The organism is Micromonospora sp. CPCC 205558 (genome assembly GCF_036902955.1).
Taxonomy (GTDB): domain Bacteria; phylum Actinomycetota; class Actinomycetes; order Mycobacteriales; family Micromonosporaceae; genus Micromonospora.
Genome location: NZ_JBAKHR010000009.1, coordinates 45,330 through 69,585, shown reverse-complemented (window position 1 = coordinate 69,585; position 24,256 = coordinate 45,330). Strand labels below are relative to the sequence as shown.

Below are 24,256 nucleotides of genomic sequence, written 5' to 3'. Positions count from 1 at the left end.
CGGGTGCGAAGGAGGTGAGCGGCGAGATGGCCGATCGTGACGAACCGACCGGAGCGTTGGTCCGTCCATACGCCGTGACCCGTGGTCGCACCCGTCCTCGGCTCGACATCGCGCTGGAGGCGCTCGTCGAGACGACGGTGCGCGGCCGGGCCGCTGCCAATGGCAACGGCGGCCAGGGTCGCGAACACCAGTACATCGCCGCGCTGTGTGACGGACGCGTGCAATCGCTCGCGGAGATCGCGGCGCGGATGCAGCTCCCGCTCGGTGTGGCCCGGGTGCTCATCGCCGACATGGCGACGGACGGCCTGGTCGCGGTCCATGAGCCGACCATTTTGGACGACTCCGATGACGCGGTGGGCACTGAACTGCTGGAGAGGGTGCTGAGTGGACTTCGCAGGCTCTGACATGTCGCACCGCCCGCCGAACCCGAGCGGCCGCGTGACGTCGGCGAAGATCGTTATCGCTGGTGGATTCGGCGTCGGTAAGACGACGCTGGTCGGCTCGGTCTCGGAGATCACGCCGCTGACCACCGAGGCCATCATGACCTCCGCTGGCGTGGGCGTCGACGACACCCGGCAGGTGCCGGGCAAGACGACGACCACGGTGGCCATGGACTTCGGCCGGATCTCGATCGACCGTGACCTGATCCTGTACCTGTTCGGTACGCCGGGTCAGACCCGTTTCTGGTTCATGTGGGACGAACTGGTGCGGGGTGCGATCGGTGCGGTCGTGCTGGTGGACACCCGCCGGCTGGCCGACTGCTTCGCGGCGATCGACTTCTTCGAGCACCGACGCCTGCCGTACCTGGTGGCGATCAACTGCTTCGACGGGATGCAGTACCACGACCCGCAGGACGTTCGGGACGCCTTGGCGATCTCGAGCGACGTGCCGGTGGTGGCCTGCGACGCCCGTAACCGGGAGTCGACGAAGCACGTGCTGATCTCGCTGGTCGAGTACGTGCTGACCATGCGTCGTACGCGCGCCGTCGCCCCGGCCTGATCGCGGCGCTGCACGCCCCGGTGGTGGCTCCGGCCGCCACCGGGCGTTGCACCCTGCCCGCCGCGCTACCGCGTCCGCTACGCCGCCTCTTGGACGATCGTGGAAGCTCGCGGCCCCCGCATGTCGGGGCCGTGGCTCTTCGGGATCGGCCAGGAGGCGGCGTCGTTGTGTCCGGGGTTTTTCGGCATACGTGAGAGCGCCCCCAGTCAGTTGACTGAGGGCGCTCTCACGTATCTGCCAAGGATCAGGACTGGTAGCCCGCCGAGCGGTACTCGTACTCCCGGTCATCGTCGCGGTCACCGTGGTCGCGGCTGAAGTCCCAACCGCCGGCCGCCTCGCGGCCGGGCCGACCACCCACCGCGAAACCGCCGATCTCCTGACCACGACGCCAGCCACGGAAGTAGCCGGTCGTGTTCTCCGCGAGGCTTGCCGCATCACGCACTATCCGCAATGGACGCTCCTCGCGCAGCGGGGAACCCGGCACCAGGTTGGCCTGCGGCACGCGCTTCGGCAACCCGGCGTTGGTCTCGGCGCCCACCGCCGGGCGTGCGGCCTGCTCCGCGGCCTGCCAGCCGGTGTCGGCCGTGGTCGACCAGTCCAGGTCGGACTCCTCGGCCTGCCCGACGAACCAGGCCGACTTGGCCTGCGCGAAGATCAGCAGATCGCCGTCGCCCTCGTCGGCGACCGGCGGCGGCCGGTGCTCCATGGGCGATGGCCGGTGCTCGACCGGGGGCGGTGGCCGGTGCTCGGCGGCGCGCTCGGTGCGGGCTGGCGCCCGACCGTTGCGAGCGGCCTGCTCACGGTCGACCAAACGCAGCGGGGGCGTCTCCAGGTGCTGGTCCGGCTGAGGGCTGAGCCCTTCGCGCAGCGCCCGGTCGGCCAGCGGCGGCGGCTCCACCAGCCGCAGCATCGGTGGCTCCGGTGGCAGGTCGTCCGCCAACCAGGGCGGGGTGACCCGACCGTCGGCCCGGCCTGGGTCGGTCGGAGCGTCCACACCGCGGCTGCCGCCGTACGGGTAGGCCACCGGGTTGTTCGGTGAACTGTCGGACGGGTCCTCCGGGTTGTTGACCAGCGGCCAGTTGGCCCGGGAGCCGGGCGGGGCGGTCTCCTGACCAGGCCGGGGGGTCGGCACCGGAATGCTGAGGTCGGTGGCGCTGAACCCGCCGGTGGGTGGCTCGTCGACCGGGCGTTGCTGGTGGCTCGGCCGGGGCTCGCCGTTGGTCTTGGGGCGGGGCGGAATGACCGTGCGCTGCCGTTCGGCCCGCGCGTTGTTGATCGCGGCGGTGGTCAACGTCGGCCGGAACGGCTCACCGGCCTCGGCCGGAGGCACCATGCCGCGCTGGGCCGGCGCGATCGGGGTGATCCCGGGCGGCGGAGGCGGCGGTGCGGAGACCGGCCGGTTGGTCGGGCCGTCGATCCGGCTGGAGGCCGGATCGGTGCGGCTGGGCAGCGTGGACGATGGCGAACCAGCCATCGCCGCCGGAGTCATCGGCGCGGGCGCGACCGGAGGCGGCGTGACCGGTGCCGGGGCGACCGGTGGTGGCCCGAGCGGGCGGGGCGATGCCAGCGGCGCGTTGCCGGGGACCGGCTCGGGACGGCTGCGCCGCCCGCCGGCGGGTGCCGGGTCGACGGCGGGCGGGGTCGGTCGGACCGACCGCAACCCGGCGTTGGCTCCGGCCAACCCGGCGGCGACGCCGACCAGGCCGGTCAGCTCACCGACGGACTCGCCACGGCGGGCAGCGGCACGGCGCCCGGGTGCCTGAACCGGCGTGCTGACCCGTGAGCTGAGGGCGCTGACCAACGCCTCGCACCCGGCGTCGCAGGCCCGTACGGAGGCGACGGCCTGGCGGACCGTCTCGGCCACCGCGGACGTGAGCGCCCGGTTGACCGCAGCGCGTCGGGGGGTCTCGGAGATGGCGACCCGCAGGGCGGTGACCGCCTCGTTGATCTCCTCAGCGTCGGCGACCCCGTCCGCGGCGAGGTGTGCGGCGATGGCATCCGCCGCGACCGACACCTCGCGGCCCCGCGCCACGGTGCCGCCGAGCATGCCCGGCTCGGGCAGCGCGTCCAGCACGGCCAGCGAGACCGGCTCGGCCGGGTCCGGGTAGGCGCGCAGGGCTGCCGGGTAGAGCTCCCGCAGAACCTCGCGTAGCGCCACGGCGGCGGAGTGGCGACCGCTGGCCAGAGCGGCGTGCGCCGAGAGCACCTGCTTGTAGCCGGCGAGGTCCCGGGGTGCCGGCAGGGTGACGGCGGAGAGCGCGCCCGCCTGCAACGCGCGGGCCAGGCCGACCGCCCGTCGTTCGGCAGGCGGTGACTGCATCTCCTCAAGGGAGTCGTCGTCGGCGAACCGCTCGGCGAAGTCGTCCACCGAGTCGTCGTCGGCGATCGCCAGGGGCCGCCCCGCCGCGCTCAGCAGCGAGGTGACCGTGTGGTCGTCGCTGTCGGCGGCGATGGCCGCGCCACTCGGCCCGCCCGACCGCTCCACGAGCAGCGCGACGAGCTGGGCGTAGCCAGCGGCGTCGTCGCTGATCTCGCAGACATGCAGCAGACGGCCTGCGTCGTCGACCACAGCGGACGTCAGCGTCGAACCGGCGGAGGCCGGTCGGTCAGCCGGATCCGCCGAGGCCAGACCGCAGTAAACGCGCACGAGCGCCACGGCGTCGTCCTCCTCCCGGGACAGGTCTTTCCTCTGCCAGCAACTGATGCTCCCCGGTACGGGTCAGTCGCGCCAGTCCACCACCGCAGAGATCTTGCCGACAATGGTGCGCCAACCCAAACTTGCGGTCTGCGCACCGATCTTCTTCAGCCGCCGCCGACCCATGAACGCGCCGATCCCACCGTTGGCGGTGGCACGCAGCGCCTCGTCCAGGTCGTCGAGGCTGGAGCCGGCCGAGAGCATGTCGAGTACCGCAGGCAGCCGCAATGCGTACGAGAGGTCACGTGCGACCTCGCCGGCCTCGATCAGCAGGGTCGAATCCCACGTGTCGTGCCCGCCGCGCAGGTTCTCCACGACCAGGTCGAGCTCGTACGTGTCCTCGTCGAGCGGAACGATATCTGCCGGCTCCAGCCGTTCGGACAATTCATTCCAGCTGTCCAGTTGGGACAGATCGTTGGGCGCACCGGATCGGATGAAACTGACAAGCGATTCGGGGGTCTTGAACAGCAGCAGCTTGCCCTGGTTGCTGAGGAAGACCGGCACCTCCTCGTCGCCCGCCTCGTCCGTGTCGGCCTCGTCCGAGTCGTCGTCGGTGTCTGCGGCAGCGCCGTCCCGGCGGCGGCGCGTGGACTCGTCGTCCTCGTCCTCGGCGGCGAACTCCTCGGCCAGCTCCTCGTCGAGGATGACGACGGTCTCGTCGTCCTCCTCCTCTTCGATCGCCTGGCGGCGGGCGAGGAACGGGTCGTCCTGGTCGCGCTCGGTCACGTCGGTCGGGGTCAGCGAGCTGGCCGGCCGGTACGCCCGCAGCGTGAAGCCGGTGCCGGCGGGCAGGGCGATCTCCACTGGGTCGATACGCAGCTCGTCCCAGAGTGAACGGTCGATCGACGCCGCAGGGCGGTCGGTCTCCTCGGTCTCATCTGGCTCGGCCGCGCCGGTGGTGTCGTCGAGCTCGGGCTCGTCGGCGTCGGGCCGTTGGGGCGACTGGCGGGCCACGCTGACCTCCGTGTGCTTCGGGTTGCCCACCCACCGGGGTCTCTGACCGGCGAGTGACTCTGGGCACATACCCTAGTCGGCGGCCCTGGGTGACCGATGCCCGCACCCCGGTGGCCGGTTGGCGCACGGGTCCGACCTGCTGGTGGTCACCGGTGGCGAAGCGGCCGTCTGACAAGTAGCGTAGCTACGCATGAAGGCCCAGGCGCTGCACGGCCATCTCGACGCTCTGCTGCTCGCCGTGCTCGAACAGGGCGCGCTGCACGGCTACGCGATCATCGAGGCGCTGCGTGCCCGCAGCGATGGCAGTCTGGACCTACCCACCGGCACCATCTATCCGGCGCTGCGCCGCCTGGAACGCGCCGGCCACGTGGCGAGCACCTGGAGCACGGTCAGCGGCCGGGAACGCCGGACGTACCAGCTCACCGACTCGGGCCGGCGGGCGCTGGCCGGCGAGCGTGCCGGTTGGCGCGAGTTTCAACTGACCGTGGGCCGGTTTCTCGACCCCGGCAGCCCGCCCACCCCAGCCTGACCCTCTCCGGTCTGGTCGTCGATCAGCGGGTGGTGGCCAGCAGCCAGCCGCGTGCCGCGCGGGTCAGCGAGAAGTATCCGCCGCCCACCAACACCGCCCCGATGATCATCGGGGGCCAGTGCAGCGCCGCGTCCCAGAGATTGAGTGACCAGGCGAAGAGGGCGGAGCCGGCCACTATGCCGAGGATCAGGATGCCGGTCAGCCCGGTGCCCACCGCACGCTGTGCCAGGGCCAGGCCCGGTCGGGGCGCCCGCGCGCTCGCCCAGACGACCAGCAGGCCGGCCGCCGAGAGCAGCAGCGCGCTCATCCAGATCCAGTCGACCGAGTTGGACAGCAGCAGGTAGCCGGCCGGGGGCCTCGGGCCGCCACTCCAGCTCGACCCCTGCCAGGTCAGATCGCCGGCGACCACCCCCACCCCGGCGACCGCCAGCATCCGCAGGGAGAGCCCGCGCAGGGCGCCCACCGCCAGCTCGGCCTGCCAGGAGGGGAGCAACTGCGCCGGTGAGCCGAACTCGGCCACCGCCCGGCGCTGCGCCTCGGTGGGTGGCACCCCGCTCTCGCGGTACGCCTCGACGGCGTCCAGCAGCCCGTGCCGGGCCTCGGTCAGCAGGTCGGACTTGAGGCGCGCCGGCCCCTGCAACCGAGCGGCCAGCTCCCGCAGGTGCTCGTCGACCATCACGTCCTCACCGCACGCCATGGCACCACCCTGTCACGGACTCCGGCGGGTCGACGTCCGGGAGAACCCTGGTCCGCCCCCGAGTCGGGTCAGGGGGCGAGCGCCAGGTAACCCCGTTCGGCCGCGGCCTGGAGCAGCCACTGGTCCTGGTACCAGCCCGGGGCGGCGACCAGCTCCGCGTGTCGACCGCGCTGGATCACCCGGCCGCCGTCCAGGACCACGATCTCGTCCAGCTCGGCCAGCCCACTGAGCCGGTGGGTGATCAGCAGCACCGAGTGGCCGGCGGGGGTGGCGGCGAGGGCGGACGCGAGCACCGCGTCCGCGGCGGCCGGGTCCAGCCCTTCGGTGGGCTCGTCGAGCACCAGCACCGGCGGCGCGGCGAGCAGGGCCCGGGCGAGCGCCAGCCGCTGCCGCTGCCCGCCGGAGAGCTGCCCGCCCTCCTCGCCGACCAGCGTGTCCCAGCCCGCAGGCTGGGCGCGTACCCAGTCCAGCAGGCCGGCGGCGGCGGTGGCCCGGGTCAGCTCCTCCTCGTCCGCTCCGGCACGCCCGAGCAGCAGGTTCTCCCGCACCGTGGCATGGAAGACGTACGCCTCGGCCAGCAGCCCGCCGACCGCGCGGGGCAGCGCCTCCTCGGCGTACGCCGAGAGGTCGTCACCGTCCAGGGTGACCCGGCCGGACGCGGGCCGGACGGTGCCGGTCAGCACGGCGGCCAGGGTGCTCTTGCCGGCGCCACTCGGGCCGACGACCGCAATCCGGCGTCCCGCTGGCAGGTCCAGGCTGACCCCGTCCAGGGCGGGCGCCGCGCCGGCCCGGTACCGCACTGTCACGTCGACGAAGCGCAGCTCGTGTGGGCCGGTCAGATCCGTCGGACCGGTCGCGGGCGGCGGGGTCGGCGGGTCCGTGTCGAGCAGGTCGGCCACCCGGGTCAGGCCGGGCCGCAGCTGCGTCCACTGTCGGGCCGCCGCGACCAGCGCCAACGTCACCTCGACGGCGGCCAGTGCGCCGACGGCCAGCACACCCACCAGCACCCCCGACACGTCGGCGGCGAGCGCGACCAGCACCACCGCCGCGGCGGTCCCGCCGGCGGTCAGCACGCCGGCCGCGTCCACCGCGAACCCGGTGGCGGCCAGCCGACGTTCCAGCCGGGCCAGCCGGTGGGCGCGCTGCTCGGCGGCGCGCAGCGTGAGCTCGGTCGCCCCGAAAGCGGCCAGGTCGGCGGCGCCGTGGGTGAGGTCGATCGCGTCGGTGGCCAGCGCGCCCCGCAGCGGGGCCACCTCGGCCGCGCTGCGGCGGGTGACCGCGGTGGCCAACGCGGGCAACACCACCCCGGCAACCAGCAGCCCGGCGGCCAGCACGCCGGCGGCCGGTGGTGAGATCAGCGCCGCCACGGCGACCGCCAGCACACCGACCAGGGCCGCCGCCGAACCGGGCACCAACACCCGCAGCAACAGGTCCTGGACGGCCTCCACGTCGGACACCAGGCGGCTCAGCACGTCCCCCGAGCGGTGCGTGGCACCTCGGCGGGCCGCCAGGGTGGCGAAGACCCGGGCCCGGACATCGGTGATCATGCGGAGTACCGCGTCGTGCCCGGCGAGCCGCTCGGTGTAGCGGAACACGCCCCGGCTGATGGCCAGCGCCCGGACCGCGACGATCGCCACGGTGAGGCGGTCCAGTGGAGGCTGACCGGCGGCGCTCATCAGCAGCCAGGTGGCGGTGGCCATCAGGGCGAGCCCGGCGAACTCGGTGGCGGCCGCCAGCAGCCCAGCTCCGACGAGTCGGCCCAGATATGGCCGGGCCAGTCGCAGCACGGCCCGCTCGGCGGCGGCCCGGCCGGTCATCGCCTCCGGCTCGCGGTCCCCGCTCATCGGGTGGCCTCCCCGGTCGGCTCGGGCGTCAACTCGGTGACCCGACCATCCTCGATGCGCAGGATCCGGTCGGCGTCGGCCAGCAACGCCGGCCGGTGCGCGACCAGGAGCGCGGTCCGTCCGGCGACCAGGCGACGGGTGGCGTCGAGCACCACCGCCTCGGCCGCCGTGTCGAGCCGGGCGGTGGGTTCGTCGAGCAGCACCACCGGGGCGGCGCGGAGGAACGCCCGGGCCAGCGCAACCCGTTGCCGCTGGCCGCTGGACAACCCGTGACCCCGCTCGCCGAGCAGGGTGTCCAGGCCGTCGGGGAGGCCGTCCACCACGTCGTCCAGGGCGGCGTCGTGCACCGCGGCGGCGAGTGCGTCGGCGGGGGTGTCCGGCGCGCCGAGCCGGATGTTGTCGGCCAGCGAGGCGGCGAAGAGGTGCGCGCGCTGCGGCACCCAGGCGAGTTGCCGACGCCAGGCGTCCGGGTCGGCGGTGGCGAGGTCGACCCCGTCCACGGTGATCCGGCCGCTGGTCGGCGTCACGAAGCCGAGCAACAGGCCGAGCAGGGTGCTCTTGCCGGCGCCGCTGGGCCCGATGATGGCAACCCGCTCGCCGGGCCGGATGGTCACTGTCACGTCGCGCAGCGCTGTGGTCCGCTCGTACGCCACTGTCACACCCTCGAACCGGATCTCGGCCCGCGCGTCCGGGGTGGAAGCCCCCTCGGCGGCCCGGGGCGCGGCGGGTGCGGCGGAGACGGTCAACGCCTCGTCCAGCGCGGCCAGCCCCTCCATGCTGGCGTGGAAGCGGCTGCCGGCGGCGCGCAGCGGCAGGTACGCCTCCGGGGTCAGCAGCAGCACCAGCAGCGCGGTCTGCAGGGCCAGCCCGCCGCCGAGCAACCGGATGCCGACCGGCACCGCGACCAGCGCCACCGAGAGGGTGGCGACAAGCTCCAGCACCAGCGCGGAGAGGAACGCGATCCGCAGCGTCTTCATGGTGGCGACGCGGTGACCGTCGGCCATCCGGCGCACCACGTCGGTCTGTGCCCTGGCCCGTCCGAACGCGCGCAGGGTGGGCAGCCCGGCCACCATGTCCAGGAAGTGCCCGCCGAGCAGCGCGAGTCGCCGCCACTGCCGTTCGGTGGCGGCCTGCGCCTGCCAGCCGAGCAGCGCCCCGAAGACCGGGATCAGCGGCAGGGTCAGCGCGATGATCACCGCCGAGCTCCAGTCGGCGAAGACGACCCGGGCCAGCACCGCCAGGGGCACCGTCACGCTGAGCACCAGCTGCGGCAGGTAGCCGGTGAAGTACGCGTCCAGGGCATCCAACCCGCGCCCGGCCAGGGTGGCGATCTCACCGGCCCGCTGCCCGGCCACCCAGCCCGGCCCGTGCCGGCCCACCGCGCCGAGCAGGTCGGCGCGCAAGGTGGCCTTGACCGTCGCGGCGACCCGTGCCGAGACCGTGCCCTGCGCCCAGAGCACTGCCGAGCGGGCGGCGACCGCGACCACGAAGCCGGCCAGCGCCGGTCGATCAAGTCGGCCGTCGATCGCGGTGGCCAGCAACGACGCGAGCGCGGTGGCCTGCGCCACGATCAACCCGGCGGCCAGCACGCCCAGGAGCGCGAGCACAGCAAGATCGCGCCGGGCCGCGGGGACCCGGCGCAGCAGACGCGGGTCGAACGGACGGCGCCTCACCAGTACACCGGTGCCCTGCCGTCGGTCCGTCCTCGGAAAACCCACCAGCACATCGCCTGGAAGCCTAGTAGGGCCGGCAGCAGCGGCAGCGCCACCCAGCCCAGCAGCCGCAACGTCGGTGTGCTCGCGGCGGCGTCGGCCACCGCCAGCGAGGCGTCCGGGTCGGTCGTGGACACCAGCACGTAGGGCCAGAGCGCCGCACCCACCAGCACAACCGGCAGCGCCAGGGCCGCACCGGTCGCGACCAGAGCCAACCCCGGCCGCCGCCGGGTCAGCGCCGCGCGGGCCGCCAGCAGCGCCGCCACGAGCAACACCGGCAGGAGTACGGCCAGCGCCGGCCGCTGCACGGTGTCGCGTACCCGGGCGGAGAGCAGGCCCACGACGGTGGCCACGGCGACCGTGGTGAGCGCCACCGGCACCAGCCGGCGGGCCGTACGGGCGGCCTCGGCGGCGGCCTCGGCGGAGAGGCGCAGGGCGAGGAAGGCCGCCCCGTGGACCGCGACCAGGGTGACCATGGCCAGCCCGGCGGCTGCCGCGAACGGGGTGGCCAGGTGCGTCACCCCGGCGACGTGCCCGTCGGCACCCAGGGGTACGCCCTGCCACATCGCGGCGAGCACCACACCCCAGCCCAGCGCGGCGAGGGCGCTGCCGATCATCACGACGCGGTCCCAGCGGGCGCGGATCCGTTCGTCACTGGGCCGACTGCGCAGCTGCACCCCGACGGTGACCAGGATGACGCCGACCAGGGCGCCGACCACGGCCGGATAGCAGCCGGCGAGCAACTCACCCTCCAGGAGGGGGAACGCGCCGAAGAGGATGCCCATGGCGGCCACCAGCCAGACCTCGTTGCCGAGGAAGAACGGGCCGAGCGCGGTGAGCGTCTCGCGTCGCCCGGCCGGGCCGACGCCGCGGGCGAGCAGCAGCCCGACGCCGTAGTCGTAACCGGCGAGCACCAGGTAGCCGGCGAAGAAGAGCCCGAGCAGGGCGTACCAGGCGAGGTCCACGGTCTACTCCTCAGAGGAGGGCGGGTTCGGGGTGGGCCGGTTCGCTGGGCGCCGCCGGTGGACGCCCGAGCGCCGGGTCGGCCGCGCCGCGCATGGCGTGCCGGGCGAGCAGCACCCAGTTGGTGACGGCGAGGGTGCCCAGCAGCAGGCTGAACCCGATCAGCGAGGCCAGCATCAGCGGTGCGCCGACCGGGGAGACGGCCTGCTCGGTGGGGAGCAGCCCGTACGCCACCCAGGGCTGACGGCCGACCTCCCGGGCGATCCAGCCGAGGATCACCGCGACGAAGGGCAGCGGCAGGGCGAACAGGATCAGCCAGAGCGGAAAGCGCAGTCGGATGATCCAGTCCCGGAAGAGCAGGGGCAGCAGGAGCCAGACGCAGCCCAGGGTGAAGCCGATCAAAATCATGAAGCCCAACCCGACGCTGGCGAGCACCGGCGGGGTGTAGTCGCCGGGGCCGAACCGGGTGGTCCACTCGGCGATCAGCGCCTGACTCTCCGGCCCGTTGCCGCCGAACTTGGTCGGCTGCACCGAGCCGACCGGATCGAACTGGGCGAAACCGAAGCTCTGCACCATCGAGATGGCCAGCGCCGCGGTGACCAGGCCGATCCGGAGCGAGGTGCGGAAGAACTCGAAGTCCGGGGTACGCCGGATCAGGTGCCCGGCGCTGACCGCCGCCATCAGCATCCCGCCGACCAGCAGCGCCGCCGAGACCACGTGCCCGAGGGCCATGCTGAGGCTGGGGTTGGTGAGCAGCGCGCCGAAGTCGGTGAGGTGGGCGATCCCGTCGCGGACCTCGTATCCGACCGGGTTCTGCAGCCAGGAGTTGGCCACCATGATCCAGAAGGCCGAGGCGTACGCGGTGATCGCCACGCCCCAGAGCAACGCGAGGTGGACGCTCTTGCGGAGCCGGTGCCAGCCGAAGATCCACATCCCGAGGAAGGTGGACTCCAGGAAGAACGCCACCAGCGTCTCGATGGCCAGGGGCGCCCCGAAGACGTTGCCGACGTAGCGCGACAGGCCGCTCCAGTTCAGCCCGAACTGGAACTCCATCACGATCCCGGTGGCGATGCCGAGCACGTAGTTGATCACGTAGAGCTGGCCCCAGTAGCGCGTCAGCCGCTCCCACTTCGGGTTGCCGGTGAGCACCCAGGCGGTCTGCATGCCGACCAGCAGGGTGACCAGCCCGAGCGTGACGACGACGAACAGGAAGTGGATCGAGGTGGTGGTGGCGAACTGCAGGCGGGCGAGGAGCAGGGTGTCCATGACCAGCCCTCCAAAGCGTTGGCTCCCTTGTCGTAGCTACCCTACACGTAGCCTGCCTACATGTAAGTACTACTACGCCTTGTCGTAGGAATTCTACGACAAGGCGTAGTAGTTGTGGTCTCGAGAGAAGGTCGCGCTTGAACCTGGTTGTAGTGGCTTCGTGGCACCTCAGATGCCACTCGATCCTGGTTCGAGCACGATCTTGAGATGGGTGGGCTCTGCGGGCGTCAGCCTGACGTGGGGGGCCCGGTGGGTGTCAGCTCAGGAAGAGCGTCACCGGGAGAGCGACCAGCATGGTGGCGACCGCGAGAGCGGTGGCACCGAGCACCCGGGGCGGCCGGTCACTGACCAGCAGGCGCTGCATCCGTACGTCGAGGTCCCGATCGCCCATGCCCAGCGCGCCGGCCGGGGTGATCCGGTGCCCGGCGGCGGCGAACTGGCGAAGCGCCCCCGCCAGGGGAGCCTCGGCGTGCAACTCGCGGGCCTTGTCGTCGGCGCGCATCTCGACCAGCAGGGCGACCCGCTCGTGCGCGTCGCGCACCCAGCCGAACCACGGCAGCGCCCGGCACAGCGCGGTGAACGGCAGCAGCACCAGGTCGTGCCGCTCGTTGGCGTGGGCACGCTCGTGGCTGAGCACCGCGGCGAGCTCGGCCCGGTCCAACAGGCTCAGCGTGCCGGCGCTGACCACCACCTGCGGTTTCACCCCCGGCAGGCAGTACGCGGCGGCGCTCGGATGATCCAGCACCAGCGCACCCGGCGCGGCCGGGTCGTTCCGGGCGACCAGGGAGAGCAGATCCCGGTGGCGACGCTGGGCGCGTACGGTGCCGTGGATGCTGCGCACGGTCGTGGTGACCAGCACCGCCCCGATGCCGAAGCCCACACCGACGCCGGCCAGGTGGAACGTGCCCACTCCGATTGGCAGGGCGCCGTGGGCGAGGTCGTTGGCCAGGGCGAGCAGTGCGCTGCCGGTCGGCCGGTCGTACGCGCTCAACCCGAGCGCCATCGGCAGGCCCATCGCCGAGAGGCCCAACGCCAGCCCGACGGCCTGCCAGCAGACGATCGCCACCCGAGGGCTGCGCCACGTCCAGGTGGAACGGGCCAACACCTGCGCGGTCAGATAGCACGCCAGCATCGTGGCGGCGAAGTGCACGGCGTAGGCCATGGCGGGCGCTCCTACCGCTCCGCTGCCTCGCCAGCGGGTCGTCGGCCCGCCGGCCCGTCCAGTCGATCGGTCAACGCGTCGGTGCCACCCGCGTCGTCGCCGGTGGTGCCCGGCCCGGTCAGGCCGGCCTCGCTGCCCAGGGCTGCTCGCAGCACCTCGGCCTCGGTGCCGGTCACCGAGCGGGCGAACCGCACCAGCGCGGCGTCCCGGCTGCCACCCAGGTCGAGAGCGTCGAGCATGAGCTGGGCGATGTGCGCCTCGCGGCTGGCGGCCGGCCGGTACCGCCAGGCCCGACCCTCCCGCTCCCGCTGCACCATGCCCTTGCCGGCGAGCCGGTCCAGCACGGTCATCACCGTGGTGTACGCCAGCTCGCGGCCGTCGAGTGCGTCGGCCACCTCGCGCACGGTCACCCCGTCCGACGTGCCGGGAACCACGTCCCACAGCACGTCCATCACCGCACGCTCAAGATCGCCCAACCGAGTCACAAACTAATCCTACCCCCGGTAGTAGACCCCCGGCTGCCCGCGGGCCCCGCCGGTCAAGATCCCCACAAGAGCAAGGATGTAGTGGCCTCCAGCCACCAGGAAGCCACTACATCAAGGAAACTGCGCGATCAAGGAGCAGGAGCAGGAGCAGGCGACCCAACCCAAGGCAGCACCCGGGAGCTGACCCTCCCGACGAGCCCGGCCCACGTCAGGTTTTCCGGGGGAGCCCCGCCCGCGCAGGGATCAAGCCTGACCGCCCGGAGCGGGTGGGGCTCCCCCGGAAAACCCCAAAGGCCGAGAACGAATCACACCCCCTTGGGATGCCAGACCGTCTTCGTCTCCAACAGCGCGGTCATCGGCGCCACCCCCGGGTCCACGGTCCAGTCGTGGTCCGCCAGGGCCGGTCGGAGCACCCGCTTGAGGTTCTCCGCCGCCCTGACCTCCAGATCGGTGGCGAGCCCCGCGTCGGTGACCCCGGTCAGGTCGATCGCGTTGACGTCCATGTGCGCCGCCAACGTCGGCGCGGTCTCGGTGATCGCGCCGGTGAGGATGTTGACCACACCGCCGGGCAGGTCGGAGGTGGCCAGCACCTCGGCCAGCGTCACCGCCGCCAGGGGCTCGCTCGGGGAGGCCGCCACCACCACCGTGTTGCCGGTCACGATCGCCGGGGCGATCACGCTGACCAGGCCGAGCAGCGCCGGACGCTCCGGGGCGACCACCGCGACCACGCCGGTCGGCTCGGGCGCGGAGATGTTGAAGTACGGGCCGGCGACCGGGTTGGCGCCGCCGTACACCTGGGCCAGCTTGTCGGCCCAGCCGGCGTACCAGACCCAACGGTCGACCGCGGCGTCCACCTCGTCGCAGGGAATTCCCAGGGCGACGAACTGCTCGCGGCGGCCCTCCAGCATCTCGGCGGCCCGGTAGAGAATCTGACCCCGGTTGTACGCGGTCGCGCCGGCCCAGCCCTTGACGGCGGCGCGGGCGGCGACCACCGCGTCCCGGGCGTCCTTGCGGGAGGCCAGTGACACATTCGAGGACTGCACGAGATACGACCGTCCCGACTCGCTGCGCGGGAACTTCCCGCCGATGAAGAGCTTGTACGTCTTGCGTACCGCGACCCGCTCAGACATTGAGGTACCCCTCCAGCCCGTGCCGGCCGCCCTCGCGACCGTAGCCCGACTCCTTGTACCCACCGAACGGCGAGGTGGGGTCGAACTTGTTGAAGGTGTTGGCCCAGACGACGCCGGCGCGCAGCCGGTCGGCCATCCACAGGATCCGGGAGCCCTTGTCGGTCCAGATCCCGGCCGACAGCCCGTACGGCGTGTTGTTGGCCTTCTCCACGGCCTCCGCCGGGGTGCGGAACGTGAGGACCGACAGCACCGGGCCGAAGATCTCCTCGCGGGCGATCCGGTGTGCCTGGGTGACGCCGGTGAAGATGGTCGGCGCGAACCAGAAGCCGCGGTCGGGCAGCTCGCACGGCGGCGACCAGCGTTCGGCGCCCTCGGCCGAGCCGGCGTCGGACAGCTCGCGGATCCGCTCCAGTTGGGCGGCCGAGTTGATCGCGCCGACGTCGGTGTTCTTGTCCAGCGGGTCGCCGACCCGGAGCTGGGCCATCCGCCGCTTCAGCGACTCCAGCACCCGGTCGGCCACGTTCTCCTGGACCAGCAGTCGGGAGCCGGCGCAGCAGACGTGCCCCTGGTTGAAGAAGATGCCGTTGACGATGCCCTCGACGGCCTGGTCGATCGGCGCGTCGTCGAAGACGATGTTGGCGGCCTTGCCACCCAGTTCCAGGGTGAGCTTCTTGCGGGTGCCGGCGATCGACCGGGCGATGGCCCGGCCGACCTCGGTGGAGCCGGTGAAGGCGACCTTGTCCACGCCCGCGTGCTCAACCAGCGCGCGACCGGTGTCGCCGGCGCCGGTGAGGATGTTGACCACACCGGCCGGCAGGTCGGCCTGCTGGCAGATCTCGGCGAAGAGCAGCGCGGTCAGCGGGGTGGTCTCGGCGGGCTTGAGCACCACCGTGTTGCCGGCCGCGAGCGCCGGGGCGATCTTCCAGGCCAGCATGAGCAGCGGGAAGTTCCACGGGATGACCTGCGCGGCCACGCCCAGCGGCTTCGGGTCGGGGCCGAACCCGGCGTGCTCCAGCTTGTCGGCCCAGCCGGCGTAGTAGAAGAAGTGCGCGGCGACCAGCGGCAGGTCGACGTCGCGGCTCTCCCGGATCGGCTTGCCGTTGTCCAGCGACTCCAGGACGGCCAGCTCCCGGGAGCGCTCCTGGATCAACCGGGCGATCCGGTACAGGTACTTCGCCCGGTCCCGGCCCGGCATCGGACCCCAGACCTTGTCGTACGCCTTCCGGGCGGCACGCACCGCGCGCTCCACGTCCTCGGCGCCGGCCTCGGCGACTTCGGCCAGCACCTCCTCGGAGGCGGGGTTGATCGACTTGAAGCTGCCACCGTCGGTCGGGTCGACGAACTTGCCGTCGATGAACAGCCCGTACGAGGGTTTGAGGTCCACCACCGAGCGGGACTCGGGGGCGGGGGCGTATTCGAACATCGGCTATCAGTCCAGGGTGAAGTAGTCGGGACCGGAGTAGGTGCCGGTCGTCAGCTTGGTGCGCTGCATCAGCAGGTCGTTGAGCAGGCTGGACGCGCCGAAGCGGAACCAGTCCGGGTCGAGCCAGTCCGGGCCGACGGTCTCGTTGACCATCACCAGGTACTTGATCGCGTCCTTGGTGGTCTTGATGCCACCGGCGGGCTTCACGCCCACCTGCCGCCCGGTCGCCTCGCGGAAGTCGCGGACCGCTTCCAGCATCACCAGGCTCACCGGCATCGTCGCCGCGATCGGGACCTTGCCGGTGGAGGTCTTGATGAAGTCGCCACCGGCCAGCATGGCCAGCCACGAGGCCCGCCGGACGTTGTCGTAGGTGGCCAGCTCGCCGGTCTCCAGGATCACCTTGAGGTGGGCATCCCCGGAGGCTTCCTTGGTGGCCACGATCTCGTCGTAGACCTCCTTGTACCGCCCGGCCAGGAACGCGCCCCGGTTGATGACCATGTCGATCTCGTCGGCGCCGGCCGCGACGGCGGCCCGGGTGTCGGCCAGCTTGATCTCCAACGGCGCCTGGCCCGACGGGAAGGCGGTCGCCACGCTGGCCAGGTGCACACCGCTTCCGCGCAGCACCTCGGCCACGTGGGGGACCATCAGCGGGTAGACGCAGACCGCGCCGACGTGCGGGCAGGACGGGTCGGCCGGGTCGGGGCGCAGCGCCTTCGCAGCGAGCGCGCGCACCTTGCCCGGGGTGTCCGCCCCTTCCAGGGTGGTCAGGTCGACCATCCGGATCGCCAGGTCGATCGCCTGGGCCTTGGCGGTGGTCTTGATGGAGCGGGTGCCGAGCTGTGCCGCCCGCTGCTCCGCGCCGACCTGGTCCACGCCGGGCAGGCCGTGCAGGAAGGTCCGCAGAGCGGTCTCGGATCGTCCCAGCTCGGAGAGGTCCGACCGGGCCGACGTCGTTGTCGCCGTCATGCCGAGAAGTCTACGCACCGAACCGCCGAGTGATCTTGCTCACGAGCGCTCGGTGGTGCTCCGACGTGAGCGGCGTCCCTGGTCCGACCGCACCCGCACCGCCGAGCCCTACGGACCGGTAGGTTGAGCGATCGTGGACGTACACGTCATTGACCACCCGCTGGCCCAGTCCAGGTTGACCGCCATGCGGGACGCGCGCACCGATTCCTCGACGTTCCGGGCCGCGCTGCACGAACTGACCACCATGCTGGTGTACGAGGCGGCGCGCACCTTCCCCGTCGAGCGGTACCCGGTGCAGACGCCGGTCACCGGCACCGAGGGCACCCGGCTGGCCAACCCGCCGCTGCTGGTCCCGGTGCTGCGCGCCGGCCTGGGGATGGCGGACGCCGCGCTCGGCCTGCTGCCGGAGTCCTCGATGGGTTTCGTGGGCCTGGCCCGCGACGAGGCGACCTACGAGCCGCGCGCGTACATGGAGTCGTTGCCGCGTGACCTGACCGGGCTGCCGGTCCTGGTGCTCGACCCGATGCTGGCCACGGGTGGCTCGCTGGAGCACTCCTGTCGGCTGCTGGCCGACCGTGGCTGCACCGACATCACCGTGCTCTGCGTGCTCGCAGCCCCGGTCGGCATCGAGCGGCTGGAGCGCTCCGGCCTGCCGTTGCGCCTGGTCACGGCCTCGATCGACGACGGGCTCAACGACCGCATGTTCATCGTCCCCGGGCTCGGTGACGCCGGTGACCGCCAGTTCGGTGGCATGCCCCGCTTCTGAGGTGAGACCCGGTCGGTGCCGGGTCCGGCGGGTCCGTGCGCGGGGTGCGCGGACCCGCTACCGTCTCCGGCCATGACTGGTGTTGCGCTCGCCGAGGAGTTGCTGCTCCTCGCCTACGACGACACGACCGGCAAGGCGACCATGCCGCGGATCAGCCTGGACCTGGGCATGGCCGCCGCGGTGCTGGTCGAGCTGGCCCTGGCCGGCCGGATCGCGTACGCCGACGGGGCCGTGACGGTGATCGACCCGACGCCGATCGGCGAGCCGTTCAGCGACGACGTCCTCAGCCGGATCGCCGCCGACACTCCACACACCCCGGCGTCCTGGGTGCAGCGTCTGCGGCACGGCCTGCGCGACCGGATCCTCGCCGATCTGTGCCGCCAGGGCGTCGTGCGGGACGTCGACGAGACCGAGTTGGGCTTCATCCACGTGCACCGTTACCCGGTCGTGGACTCCTCCGTCGAGGCCGAGACCCGGCAGCGGCTGGCCGAGGCGTTGACCGGCGTGGCAGCCCCGGACGAGCGCACCGCCGCGCTGGCCACCCTGGTCGTGGTGCTCCGGATGGAGTCCGCGCTCGGGGTGAGCGGCGAGGCCGCCGCCGACGCCCGCCGCCGATTGACGGAGATCGCCACCGGCGCCGGGTTCTCCGGCGAGGTGAGCACCGACGACTCGGTGGTCCGCCCGTCGGTCGGCCTGGTCGTCGCCGCCCTGGCGACCGCCGTCGACCAGGCGCTCGGCCCGCGCCGCTGATCGTCGGGATGGGTGCCGCGTGGTTCAGATGCCGAGGGCGGCGCTGACCTCAGCGCGCAGCTCGGCCACCGCCGACGCCGCCCGCCTGCGGGCCGTCCGGACATCTCCGTCCGCGACCGGTTCCACCACCTCCAGGTACGCCTTGAGCTTCGGCTCGGTCCCGGACGGGCGGATCACCACCCGGGCCACCGCGGTACGCAGGATCACCACGTCCGACTCGGGCAGCAGGTCCCGGACGCTGTCCACCGGCTGCCCGAGCAGGGCAGCCGGGGTGGCGGCCCGGATCCGGGCCATCGCGTCGGCGATGACCCGCAGGTCGTCGACCCGGACGGAGAGCTGGTCGGTGTGGTGCACGCCGAACTCGGCGGCCAGCTCGTCCAACCGATCGGTCAACGTACGACCCTGCGTCTTCAGGCCGGCGGCCAACTCCGCCACGGTCAGCGCGGCGGTGATGCCGTCCTTGTCCCGGACGTGCTCCGGGGCCACGCAGTAGCCGAGGGCCTCCTCGTAGCCGAAGACCAGCGGCGCGCTCCCGCCGCCGGCCCGCACGATCCACTTGAAGCCGGTCAGCGTCTCGTCGTAGGGCAGGCCCCGGGCCGCGCACATCGCCCGCAGCAGCGACGACGACACGATGGTGGTGGCGTAGAGCCCGGTCACCCCCCGACGCATCAGGTGGTCGGCGAGCAGGACACCCACCTCGTCGCCGCGCAGCATCCGCCAGCCGTGCTGTTCTTCGCTCCCGACTGCGGGGCTCGCAAGCTCACTCCTCGCGCTCGCTGGCGCGCCCGCACGGACGACCACCGCGCAACGGTCGGCGTCCGGGTCGTTGGCGATGGCGAGGTCCGCGCCGGTGGAGTCGGCCAGGGCGATCAACCGGTCCACCGCACCCGGCTCCTCCGGGTTGGGAAACGACACGGTCGGGAACGCCGGGTCCGGCTCGGCCTGGTCGGGCACCACACCGGGGGTCGGGAAGCCGGCGCGGACGAAGGCGGCGGTGAGCACTGCCGCGCCCACACCGTGCAGCGGGGTGTACGCCACCGTCAGGTCCCGTGGCCCGTCCGGGTCGATCACCGCGGTGGCCCGTTCGACGTACGACGCGACCAGGTCGTCGCCGAGCACCTGACCGGGCTCGCCCAGCGGCACCTGGGTCAGCGGGCCGACCGATCGGATGGCCGCCTCGATGCCGGCGTCGGCGGGTGGCACGATCTGCGCACCCGCGCCCAACTCGCCGCCCAGCTCCGCGCCCAGGTAGACCTTGTAACCGTTGTCCTGCGGTGGGTTGTGGCTGGCCGTGACCATCACTCCGGCGACCCCGCCGAGGTGACGTACGGCGTACGCCAGCACCGGGGTGGGCAGCGGGCGGGGCAGCAGCAGCGCCGGTCGGCCAGCGCCGGTGGCCACCTGGGCGGTGCGCTCGGCGAACTCCCGGGAGCCGTGCCGGGCGTCGTACCCGATCACCAGCGGGCCGGTGCCACCCTGGGCCGCGAGCCAGGTGACCAGGCCGGCAGCGGCCTGGGTGACCACGGCGAGGTTCATGCCGTTCGGGCCGGCGCGCAGCGGACCGCGGAGGCCCGCCGTGCCGAAGGTCAGCGGGCCGGCGAACCGGTCGGCCAGCTCCGGGGCGCTCGCCGGCAGCCCGTCGAGCACCGCCGTCAGCTCGTCCCGGCTGGCCGGGTCGGGGTCGTCGGCCAGCCAGCGCCGGGCTTGCTCGCGAATGTCGTCGATGTCAGAGGTGTCCGCCGCCATGCCTCTTGATAGCACGGCGACGGATCACCCCTGCGGGTTCCCTCCGGCTCAGCCGTTCCCGGTGAGCTGGAACGTCCGTGCCATCTCGTCGAAGATCGGCTTGCTCTCCGCGAACTTGGCGTCCGTGGCGGTGAGGTAGAACGAGTACGCCTTGCCGTCCTGCGCCACGCCCCGCCAGACGCCGTGTCGCATCGCGTCACCCTCGCCGCAGGTGTACTCGAACTCGGCGGCCGGCTTGCTGGCCAGCTCGGTCTCGGTGGAGGAGGAGACCTGGTTGTACGGCTTGACGCAGGAGGTGCTCCTGGTCTTGAGGCCGTTCTCGGCCGTCTCCGCCCACCGGGCCGAGCTGCTGGACCACTTCTCGGTGATGATGCGGACCTTACGGCCGCTGTCCTCCGGGTCGATGTAGTCGGTGTACGAGCCGCCGGTGGCCTTCTTCCAGCCCTTCGGCACCATGACCTGGATCCCGCGGGCCGTGTGTTCCTGCATCTCGACCGTGGGGGCCGCCGAGGCGGACGGGCTGGGCTGCGCCGCCGGTGTGCTCGGCGGGGTGTCGTCGTCGCCGCCGGAGAGCGCCACCGCGGTGAGCAGCAGCACGACGACCAACCCGCCGGCTGCGGCGAGCTGCACCTTGCGCGGCCAGCCCTTGACCGTGGTGACGAGCTGACCCCCGGTGGCCCGGACCTTGTCCAGAGCGTTGCCGCCCGAAGCGGCGGGCGCGGTGGCCCAGGGCTGGCCGGTGCCCGGCACGGACCACTGGTTGCCGCCGCCGTAGGTGCCGCCGACGCGCTGGGTGGCCTCCGGTGCGCCGTTGTACCCGACCTGCTGGGTGGCATCGGCCGGGTTGCCGTAGCTGACCCGCTGGGTGGCGTCGGGGTGCCCGCCGGCGTCCACCCGCTGGGTGGCGTCCGCGTTGCCGCCGTAGGTGCGCCCGGCCGGCGGCCGGCCGCCGGCCGGCATCGCGCCGGTCGGCGTGTGCAGCGGGCCGGCCAACGCGTCGGCGCTGGTCTCGTCGAGCCCGCCGGCGCCGGCCGCGCGAGCCGCCTGGGAACGCTTGCCCCGCCGCAGCGCGGACAGCCGGTCGGTCAGCGACTCACCCGGGGCCAGCATCGCTGGGCCACCGATCTGGCTGTCCGGTTTTGGCTCCGGCTGGGCCGGTGGAAGGACGGGCACGGGGCGCTGCTGCACCGGCACCACGGCGTACGGGTCGGTGACGGAGTGCACGGCCGTCGCCGTGCTGCCCAGCGGGCCGGCGAGCAGCTCGCGCAGCATGGCCCGGGAGGTGTGCACGTCCAGTCGGCGCGCCGGGTCCTTCTCCAGCAGACCCATCAGCACGCGGGTCAGCGGGCCGCTGCGCTGCGGTGGGGCGGGAGGGTCCTCCACCACGGCGTGCATGGTCTCGATCGGGTCGCCCTTGTCGAACGGGGGCCGCCCCTCGACCGCCGTGTAGAGCGTCACACCCAGCGAAAAGAGGTCACTGGGCGGGCCGAACTCCTGGCCCATGGCCCGCTCGGGCGAGATGAAGTGCGGCGAGCCGAGCACCATGCCGGGGGTGGTGAGCTGCACGTCCGTGGGCATTCGGGCGACCCCGAAGTCGGTCAGCACGCAGCGCCCGTCGGCGCAGATCAGCACGTTGGCGGGTTTGACGTCGCGGTGCAGTACGCCGATCGCGTGCGCGACCTCCAACGCGCCGAGAAGCGCGATGCCGATCTTGGCAACGGCGCGGGGCGCGACCGGCCCGTCCTCGATCACCATGTCGGCGAGGCTGCGGGCGTCCAGCAGCTCCATGACGATCCACGGCCGGCCGGCCTCGGTGACCACGTCGTACACCTGCACCACGGCGGGGTGCTGGATGGCGGCGGCGGCGCGGGCCTCCCGCAGGGTGCGTTCGTACATCGCGTCACGGTCGCTGGGGGCCAGCCCCGGGGGCAGGACGACCTCCTTCACCGCCACGTCACGGCGCAGCAGCGTGTCTGTGGCGCGCCACACCGTGCCCATGCCGCCGTTGCCCACCGAGGACCGCAGCGAGTACCGGTCACCAATGGTGGTGCCGGGCGCCGCTCGTCCGTTGGCGGGACTAACTGGTCCGCCGCTCCACGTCGGGATCTGAGTCACAGAAAAGCCACCGGGGGAAATCGAGGGGGGCTGGGACACAACCCCCCTATCTTGCTGGTTCCGACGCCCGATGCGAAAGCCGACGCGACGGACGTTTATCGAAGTCGACAGAACGTGCCCTGTCGTTCACGTGGTGTCGACCGGTCGGGACGCACTGTGCGGTATCCCTCACCCGGCGACGTGGCCAGGCGTCCTACCATCCGGGGATGAACCAACGGCGGTCAAGTGAGTCCGGTTTCCCGATCAATGGCGTCTACACGGAGGCCGACCTTCCGGAGGACCTGGACTCCCGGCTCGGCGGCCCCGGTGAGTTTCCGTACACCCGGGGTGTCTACCCCACCATGTACACCTCCCGCCCGTGGACCATGCGCCAGTACGCCGGCTTCGGCACCGCCACCGAGTCCAACGCGCGGTACCACCAGTTGTTGCGGGCCGGCACGATGGGCCTCTCGGTCGCGTTCGACCTGCCCACCCAGATGGGTTACGACTCCGACGAGCCGATCGCGCACGGCGAGGTGGGCAAGGTGGGCGTCGCGATCGACTCCATCGAGGACATGCGGCTGCTCTTCGCCGACATCCCACTGGACAAGGTGTCCACCTCGATGACCATCAACGCGCCCGGCTCGGTGCTGCTGCTGCTCTACCAACTCGTCGCCGAGGAGAACGGGGTGCCGGGCACGGCGCTCAACGGCACCATCCAGAACGACATCCTCAAGGAGTACATCGCCCGGGGGACGTACATCTTCCCGCCGAAGCCGTCGCTGCGCCTGGTGGCCGACACGTTCGCGTACTGCCGCAAGGAGGTGCCGAAGTGGAACACCATCTCCATCTCCGGCTACCACATGGCGGAGGCCGGCGCGACGCCCGCGCAGGAGATCGCGTTCACTCTGGCCAATGGCGTGGAGTATGTCCGGGCGGCGCTGGCCGCGGGGCTCGCCGTCGACGACTTCGCGCCCCGACTGTCGTTCTTCTTCGTGGCCCGCACCACGCTGCTGGAGGAGGTGGCGAAGTTCCGCGCGGCCCGGCGGATCTGGGCCCGGCTGATGCGCGACGACTTCGGCGCCAAGGATCCGAAGTCGATGATGCTGCGGTTCCACACCCAGACCGCGGGCGTGCAGCTCACCGCGCAGCAGCCGGAGGTGAACCTGGTCCGGGTGGCGGTGCAGGGGTTGGCCGCCGTGCTGGGCGGCACCCAGTCGCTGCACACCAACAGCTTCGACGAGGCGATCGCGCTGCCCACCGAGAAGGCGGCCCGGCTCGCGCTGCGTACCCAGCAGGTGCTGGCCTACGAGACGGACCTGACCGCCACCGTCGACCCGTTCGCCGGGTCGTACGTGGTGGAGGCGATGACGGCCGAGATCGAGGCCGCCGCCGTCGAGTTGATGGAGCGGGTTGCTGACCACGGCTCGGCGGTGGACGCGATCGAGGCCGGGTTCCAGAAGCGGGAGATCGAGCAGTCCGCGTACCGGATCGCCCAGGAGATCGACTCGGCCGAGCGGGTGGTGGTCGGGCTCAACCGGTTCACCGTGGACGAGGAGGAGCCGTACGAGCCGCTGCGGGTCGACCCGACGATCGAGGCTGCCCAGGCTGATCGGTTGGCCCGGCTGCGCTCCGAGCGGGACGCCGACGCGGTGGCGCGGGCGCTCGCCGATCTCCGGGCCGCCGCCGAGGGTACGGAGAACGTGCTGTACCCGATGAAGGAGGCGCTGCGGGCCCGGGCGACCGTGGGTGAGGTGTGCGGGACGCTGCGCGAGGTGTGGGGGTTGTACCGGCCCACCGACCGGTTCTGATCGCGCGGTCACGACTGCGGCCCCGAGGGCGCGGTGTGTCCTTCGGGCTCAGCGGGTATCCGGTGGGTTGAGCCGGGACGCACACCCTGTGCGCCCACGGTGGGTGGGTGCGTGTGAGCGTCCTTATCCGGCTCGTTGCGGAGTGTGGTCGGCTAATTGTCGGAGTGTCAGTTCATGACCCCGACTAATGCGACAATTTGGCAACGAGGCTCCGACTGGTGCCGGGATTCGTGACCGCCGCGATCGGTTACGCGTTGTAGGAGG

Annotated in this window: 20 protein-coding genes; 6 read left to right on the top strand and 14 right to left on the bottom strand. The window is 72.4% G+C overall.

Annotated elements, in window-relative coordinates:
* Positions 1-26 precede the first annotated feature (26 nt).
* On the top strand, positions 27-404 hold the full coding sequence (locus V6U86_RS12815; protein ID WP_030329021.1) for a DUF742 domain-containing protein: 378 nt from the start codon (positions 27-29) through the stop codon (positions 402-404).
* A gap of 1 nt (position 405) precedes the next feature.
* Complete coding sequence (locus V6U86_RS12810; RefSeq protein ID WP_007455465.1) at positions 406-999, top strand: GTP-binding protein; 594 nt, start codon at positions 406-408, stop codon at positions 997-999.
* 244 nt (positions 1,000-1,243) lie between these two features.
* Here V6U86_RS12810 and V6U86_RS12805 read toward each other — a convergent pair whose 3' ends face one another.
* Positions 1,244-3,679 carry a transposase gene (locus tag V6U86_RS12805; protein ID WP_334502856.1) on the bottom strand — a complete coding sequence of 812 codons (2,436 nt, stop codon included), beginning with the start codon at positions 3,677-3,679 and terminating at the stop codon, positions 1,244-1,246.
* A gap of 39 nt (positions 3,680-3,718) precedes the next feature.
* Positions 3,719-4,678: a DNA primase gene (locus tag V6U86_RS12800; RefSeq protein WP_334502444.1), complete on the bottom strand. Its 960-nt coding sequence runs from the start codon at positions 4,676-4,678 to the stop codon at positions 3,719-3,721.
* Between the two features lie 160 nt (positions 4,679-4,838).
* Between V6U86_RS12800 and V6U86_RS12795 the strand changes: the two genes are divergently transcribed.
* A complete protein-coding gene (locus V6U86_RS12795) occupies positions 4,839-5,177 on the top strand; it encodes a PadR family transcriptional regulator (protein WP_091394524.1) in 339 nt (112 codons plus the stop codon).
* A 22-nt stretch (positions 5,178-5,199) separates the two neighbouring features.
* On the opposite strand, the gene V6U86_RS12790 is transcribed toward V6U86_RS12795, so the two are convergent.
* The 10 genes from V6U86_RS12790 to deoC form a co-directional block, all read right to left on the bottom strand.
* Positions 5,200-5,874: a permease prefix domain 1-containing protein gene (locus tag V6U86_RS12790; protein ID WP_334502436.1), complete on the bottom strand. Its 675-nt coding sequence runs from the start codon at positions 5,872-5,874 to the stop codon at positions 5,200-5,202.
* A 68-nt stretch (positions 5,875-5,942) separates the two neighbouring features.
* Positions 5,943-7,718 carry a thiol reductant ABC exporter subunit CydC gene (cydC, locus tag V6U86_RS12785; protein WP_334502434.1) on the bottom strand — a complete coding sequence of 592 codons (1,776 nt, stop codon included), beginning with the start codon at positions 7,716-7,718 and terminating at the stop codon, positions 5,943-5,945.
* Positions 7,715-9,391 (bottom strand): thiol reductant ABC exporter subunit CydD, encoded by a 1,677-nt coding sequence (cydD, locus tag V6U86_RS12780; RefSeq protein WP_334502430.1) that lies wholly within the window; start codon positions 9,389-9,391, stop codon positions 7,715-7,717. Before cydD ends, cydC begins: the two co-directional genes overlap by 4 nt.
* Positions 9,388-10,395 carry a cytochrome d ubiquinol oxidase subunit II gene (locus V6U86_RS12775; protein ID WP_334502427.1) on the bottom strand — a complete coding sequence of 336 codons (1,008 nt, stop codon included), beginning with the start codon at positions 10,393-10,395 and terminating at the stop codon, positions 9,388-9,390. The genes cydD and V6U86_RS12775 overlap by 4 nt, the downstream gene beginning before the upstream one ends.
* A 10-nt stretch (positions 10,396-10,405) precedes the next feature.
* Positions 10,406-11,659, bottom strand: coding sequence for a cytochrome ubiquinol oxidase subunit I (locus tag V6U86_RS12770; protein ID WP_334502424.1), 1,254 nt, complete (start codon positions 11,657-11,659; stop codon positions 10,406-10,408).
* 256 nt (positions 11,660-11,915) lie between these two features.
* Entirely contained in the window at positions 11,916-12,821 is a 906-nt protein-coding gene (locus V6U86_RS12765) for a M56 family metallopeptidase (RefSeq protein WP_334502421.1), read from the bottom strand.
* Between the two features lie 11 nt (positions 12,822-12,832).
* On the bottom strand, positions 12,833-13,306 hold the full coding sequence (locus V6U86_RS12760; RefSeq protein WP_334502418.1) for a BlaI/MecI/CopY family transcriptional regulator: 474 nt from the start codon (positions 13,304-13,306) through the stop codon (positions 12,833-12,835).
* 305 nt (positions 13,307-13,611) lie between these two features.
* Entirely contained in the window at positions 13,612-14,436 is an 825-nt protein-coding gene (locus tag V6U86_RS12755) for an aldehyde dehydrogenase family protein (protein ID WP_334502415.1), read from the bottom strand.
* Complete coding sequence (locus V6U86_RS12750) at positions 14,429-15,859, bottom strand: aldehyde dehydrogenase family protein (protein WP_334502413.1); 1,431 nt, start codon at positions 15,857-15,859, stop codon at positions 14,429-14,431. Before V6U86_RS12750 ends, V6U86_RS12755 begins: the two co-directional genes overlap by 8 nt.
* Positions 15,860-15,865: 6 nt before the next feature.
* Positions 15,866-16,825, bottom strand: coding sequence for a deoxyribose-phosphate aldolase (gene deoC, locus V6U86_RS12745; RefSeq protein ID WP_334502411.1), 960 nt, complete (start codon positions 16,823-16,825; stop codon positions 15,866-15,868).
* Positions 16,826-16,958: 133 nt separating this feature from the next.
* Here deoC and upp point away from each other — a divergent pair, with 133 nt between their 5' ends.
* Both upp and V6U86_RS12735 read left to right on the top strand, forming a co-directional pair.
* Positions 16,959-17,591 carry a uracil phosphoribosyltransferase gene (upp, locus tag V6U86_RS12740; RefSeq protein ID WP_334502410.1) on the top strand — a complete coding sequence of 211 codons (633 nt, stop codon included), beginning with the start codon at positions 16,959-16,961 and terminating at the stop codon, positions 17,589-17,591.
* A gap of 72 nt (positions 17,592-17,663) precedes the next feature.
* On the top strand, positions 17,664-18,341 hold the full coding sequence (locus tag V6U86_RS12735) for a GOLPH3/VPS74 family protein (RefSeq protein ID WP_334502407.1): 678 nt from the start codon (positions 17,664-17,666) through the stop codon (positions 18,339-18,341).
* Positions 18,342-18,365: 24 nt separating this feature from the next.
* Here the strand turns inward: V6U86_RS12735 and V6U86_RS12730 are convergent, their stop codons facing one another.
* Entirely contained in the window at positions 18,366-20,087 is a 1,722-nt protein-coding gene (locus V6U86_RS12730) for a phospho-sugar mutase (RefSeq protein WP_334502405.1), read from the bottom strand.
* Between the two features lie 48 nt (positions 20,088-20,135).
* Positions 20,136-22,202, bottom strand: coding sequence for a serine/threonine-protein kinase (locus V6U86_RS12725; protein ID WP_334502403.1), 2,067 nt, complete (start codon positions 22,200-22,202; stop codon positions 20,136-20,138).
* A gap of 206 nt (positions 22,203-22,408) precedes the next feature.
* Between V6U86_RS12725 and V6U86_RS12720 the strand changes: the two genes are divergently transcribed.
* The gene (locus V6U86_RS12720) at positions 22,409-23,992 is read left to right on the top strand and encodes an acyl-CoA mutase large subunit family protein (RefSeq protein ID WP_334502400.1); all 1,584 of its coding nucleotides are present in this window, start codon (positions 22,409-22,411) and stop codon (positions 23,990-23,992) included.
* Positions 23,993-24,256: the final 264 nt, after the last annotated feature.

Coding starts and splice junctions, on each gene's coding strand:
- V6U86_RS12790 (WP_334502436.1), bottom strand. CDS start 5,874: ATGGCGTGCGGTGAGGACGTGATGGTCGACGAGCACCTGCGGGAGCTG.
- V6U86_RS12755 (WP_334502415.1), bottom strand. CDS start 14,436: ATGTCTGAGCGGGTCGCGGTACGCAAGACGTACAAGCTCTTCATCGGC.
- V6U86_RS12765 (WP_334502421.1), bottom strand. CDS start 12,821: ATGGCCTACGCCGTGCACTTCGCCGCCACGATGCTGGCGTGCTATCTG.
- cydC (WP_334502434.1), bottom strand. CDS start 7,718: ATGAGCGGGGACCGCGAGCCGGAGGCGATGACCGGCCGGGCCGCCGCC.
- deoC (WP_334502411.1), bottom strand. CDS start 16,825: ATGACGGCGACAACGACGTCGGCCCGGTCGGACCTCTCCGAGCTGGGA.
- V6U86_RS12730 (WP_334502405.1), bottom strand. CDS start 20,087: ATGGCGGCGGACACCTCTGACATCGACGACATTCGCGAGCAAGCCCGG.
- V6U86_RS12750 (WP_334502413.1), bottom strand. CDS start 15,859: ATGTTCGAATACGCCCCCGCCCCCGAGTCCCGCTCGGTGGTGGACCTC.
- V6U86_RS12810 (WP_007455465.1), top strand. CDS start 406: ATGTCGCACCGCCCGCCGAACCCGAGCGGCCGCGTGACGTCGGCGAAG.
- V6U86_RS12735 (WP_334502407.1), top strand. CDS start 17,664: ATGACTGGTGTTGCGCTCGCCGAGGAGTTGCTGCTCCTCGCCTACGAC.
- V6U86_RS12795 (WP_091394524.1), top strand. CDS start 4,839: ATGAAGGCCCAGGCGCTGCACGGCCATCTCGACGCTCTGCTGCTCGCC.
- V6U86_RS12720 (WP_334502400.1), top strand. CDS start 22,409: ATGAACCAACGGCGGTCAAGTGAGTCCGGTTTCCCGATCAATGGCGTC.
- V6U86_RS12770 (WP_334502424.1), bottom strand. CDS start 11,659: ATGGACACCCTGCTCCTCGCCCGCCTGCAGTTCGCCACCACCACCTCG.
- V6U86_RS12815 (WP_030329021.1), top strand. CDS start 27: ATGGCCGATCGTGACGAACCGACCGGAGCGTTGGTCCGTCCATACGCC.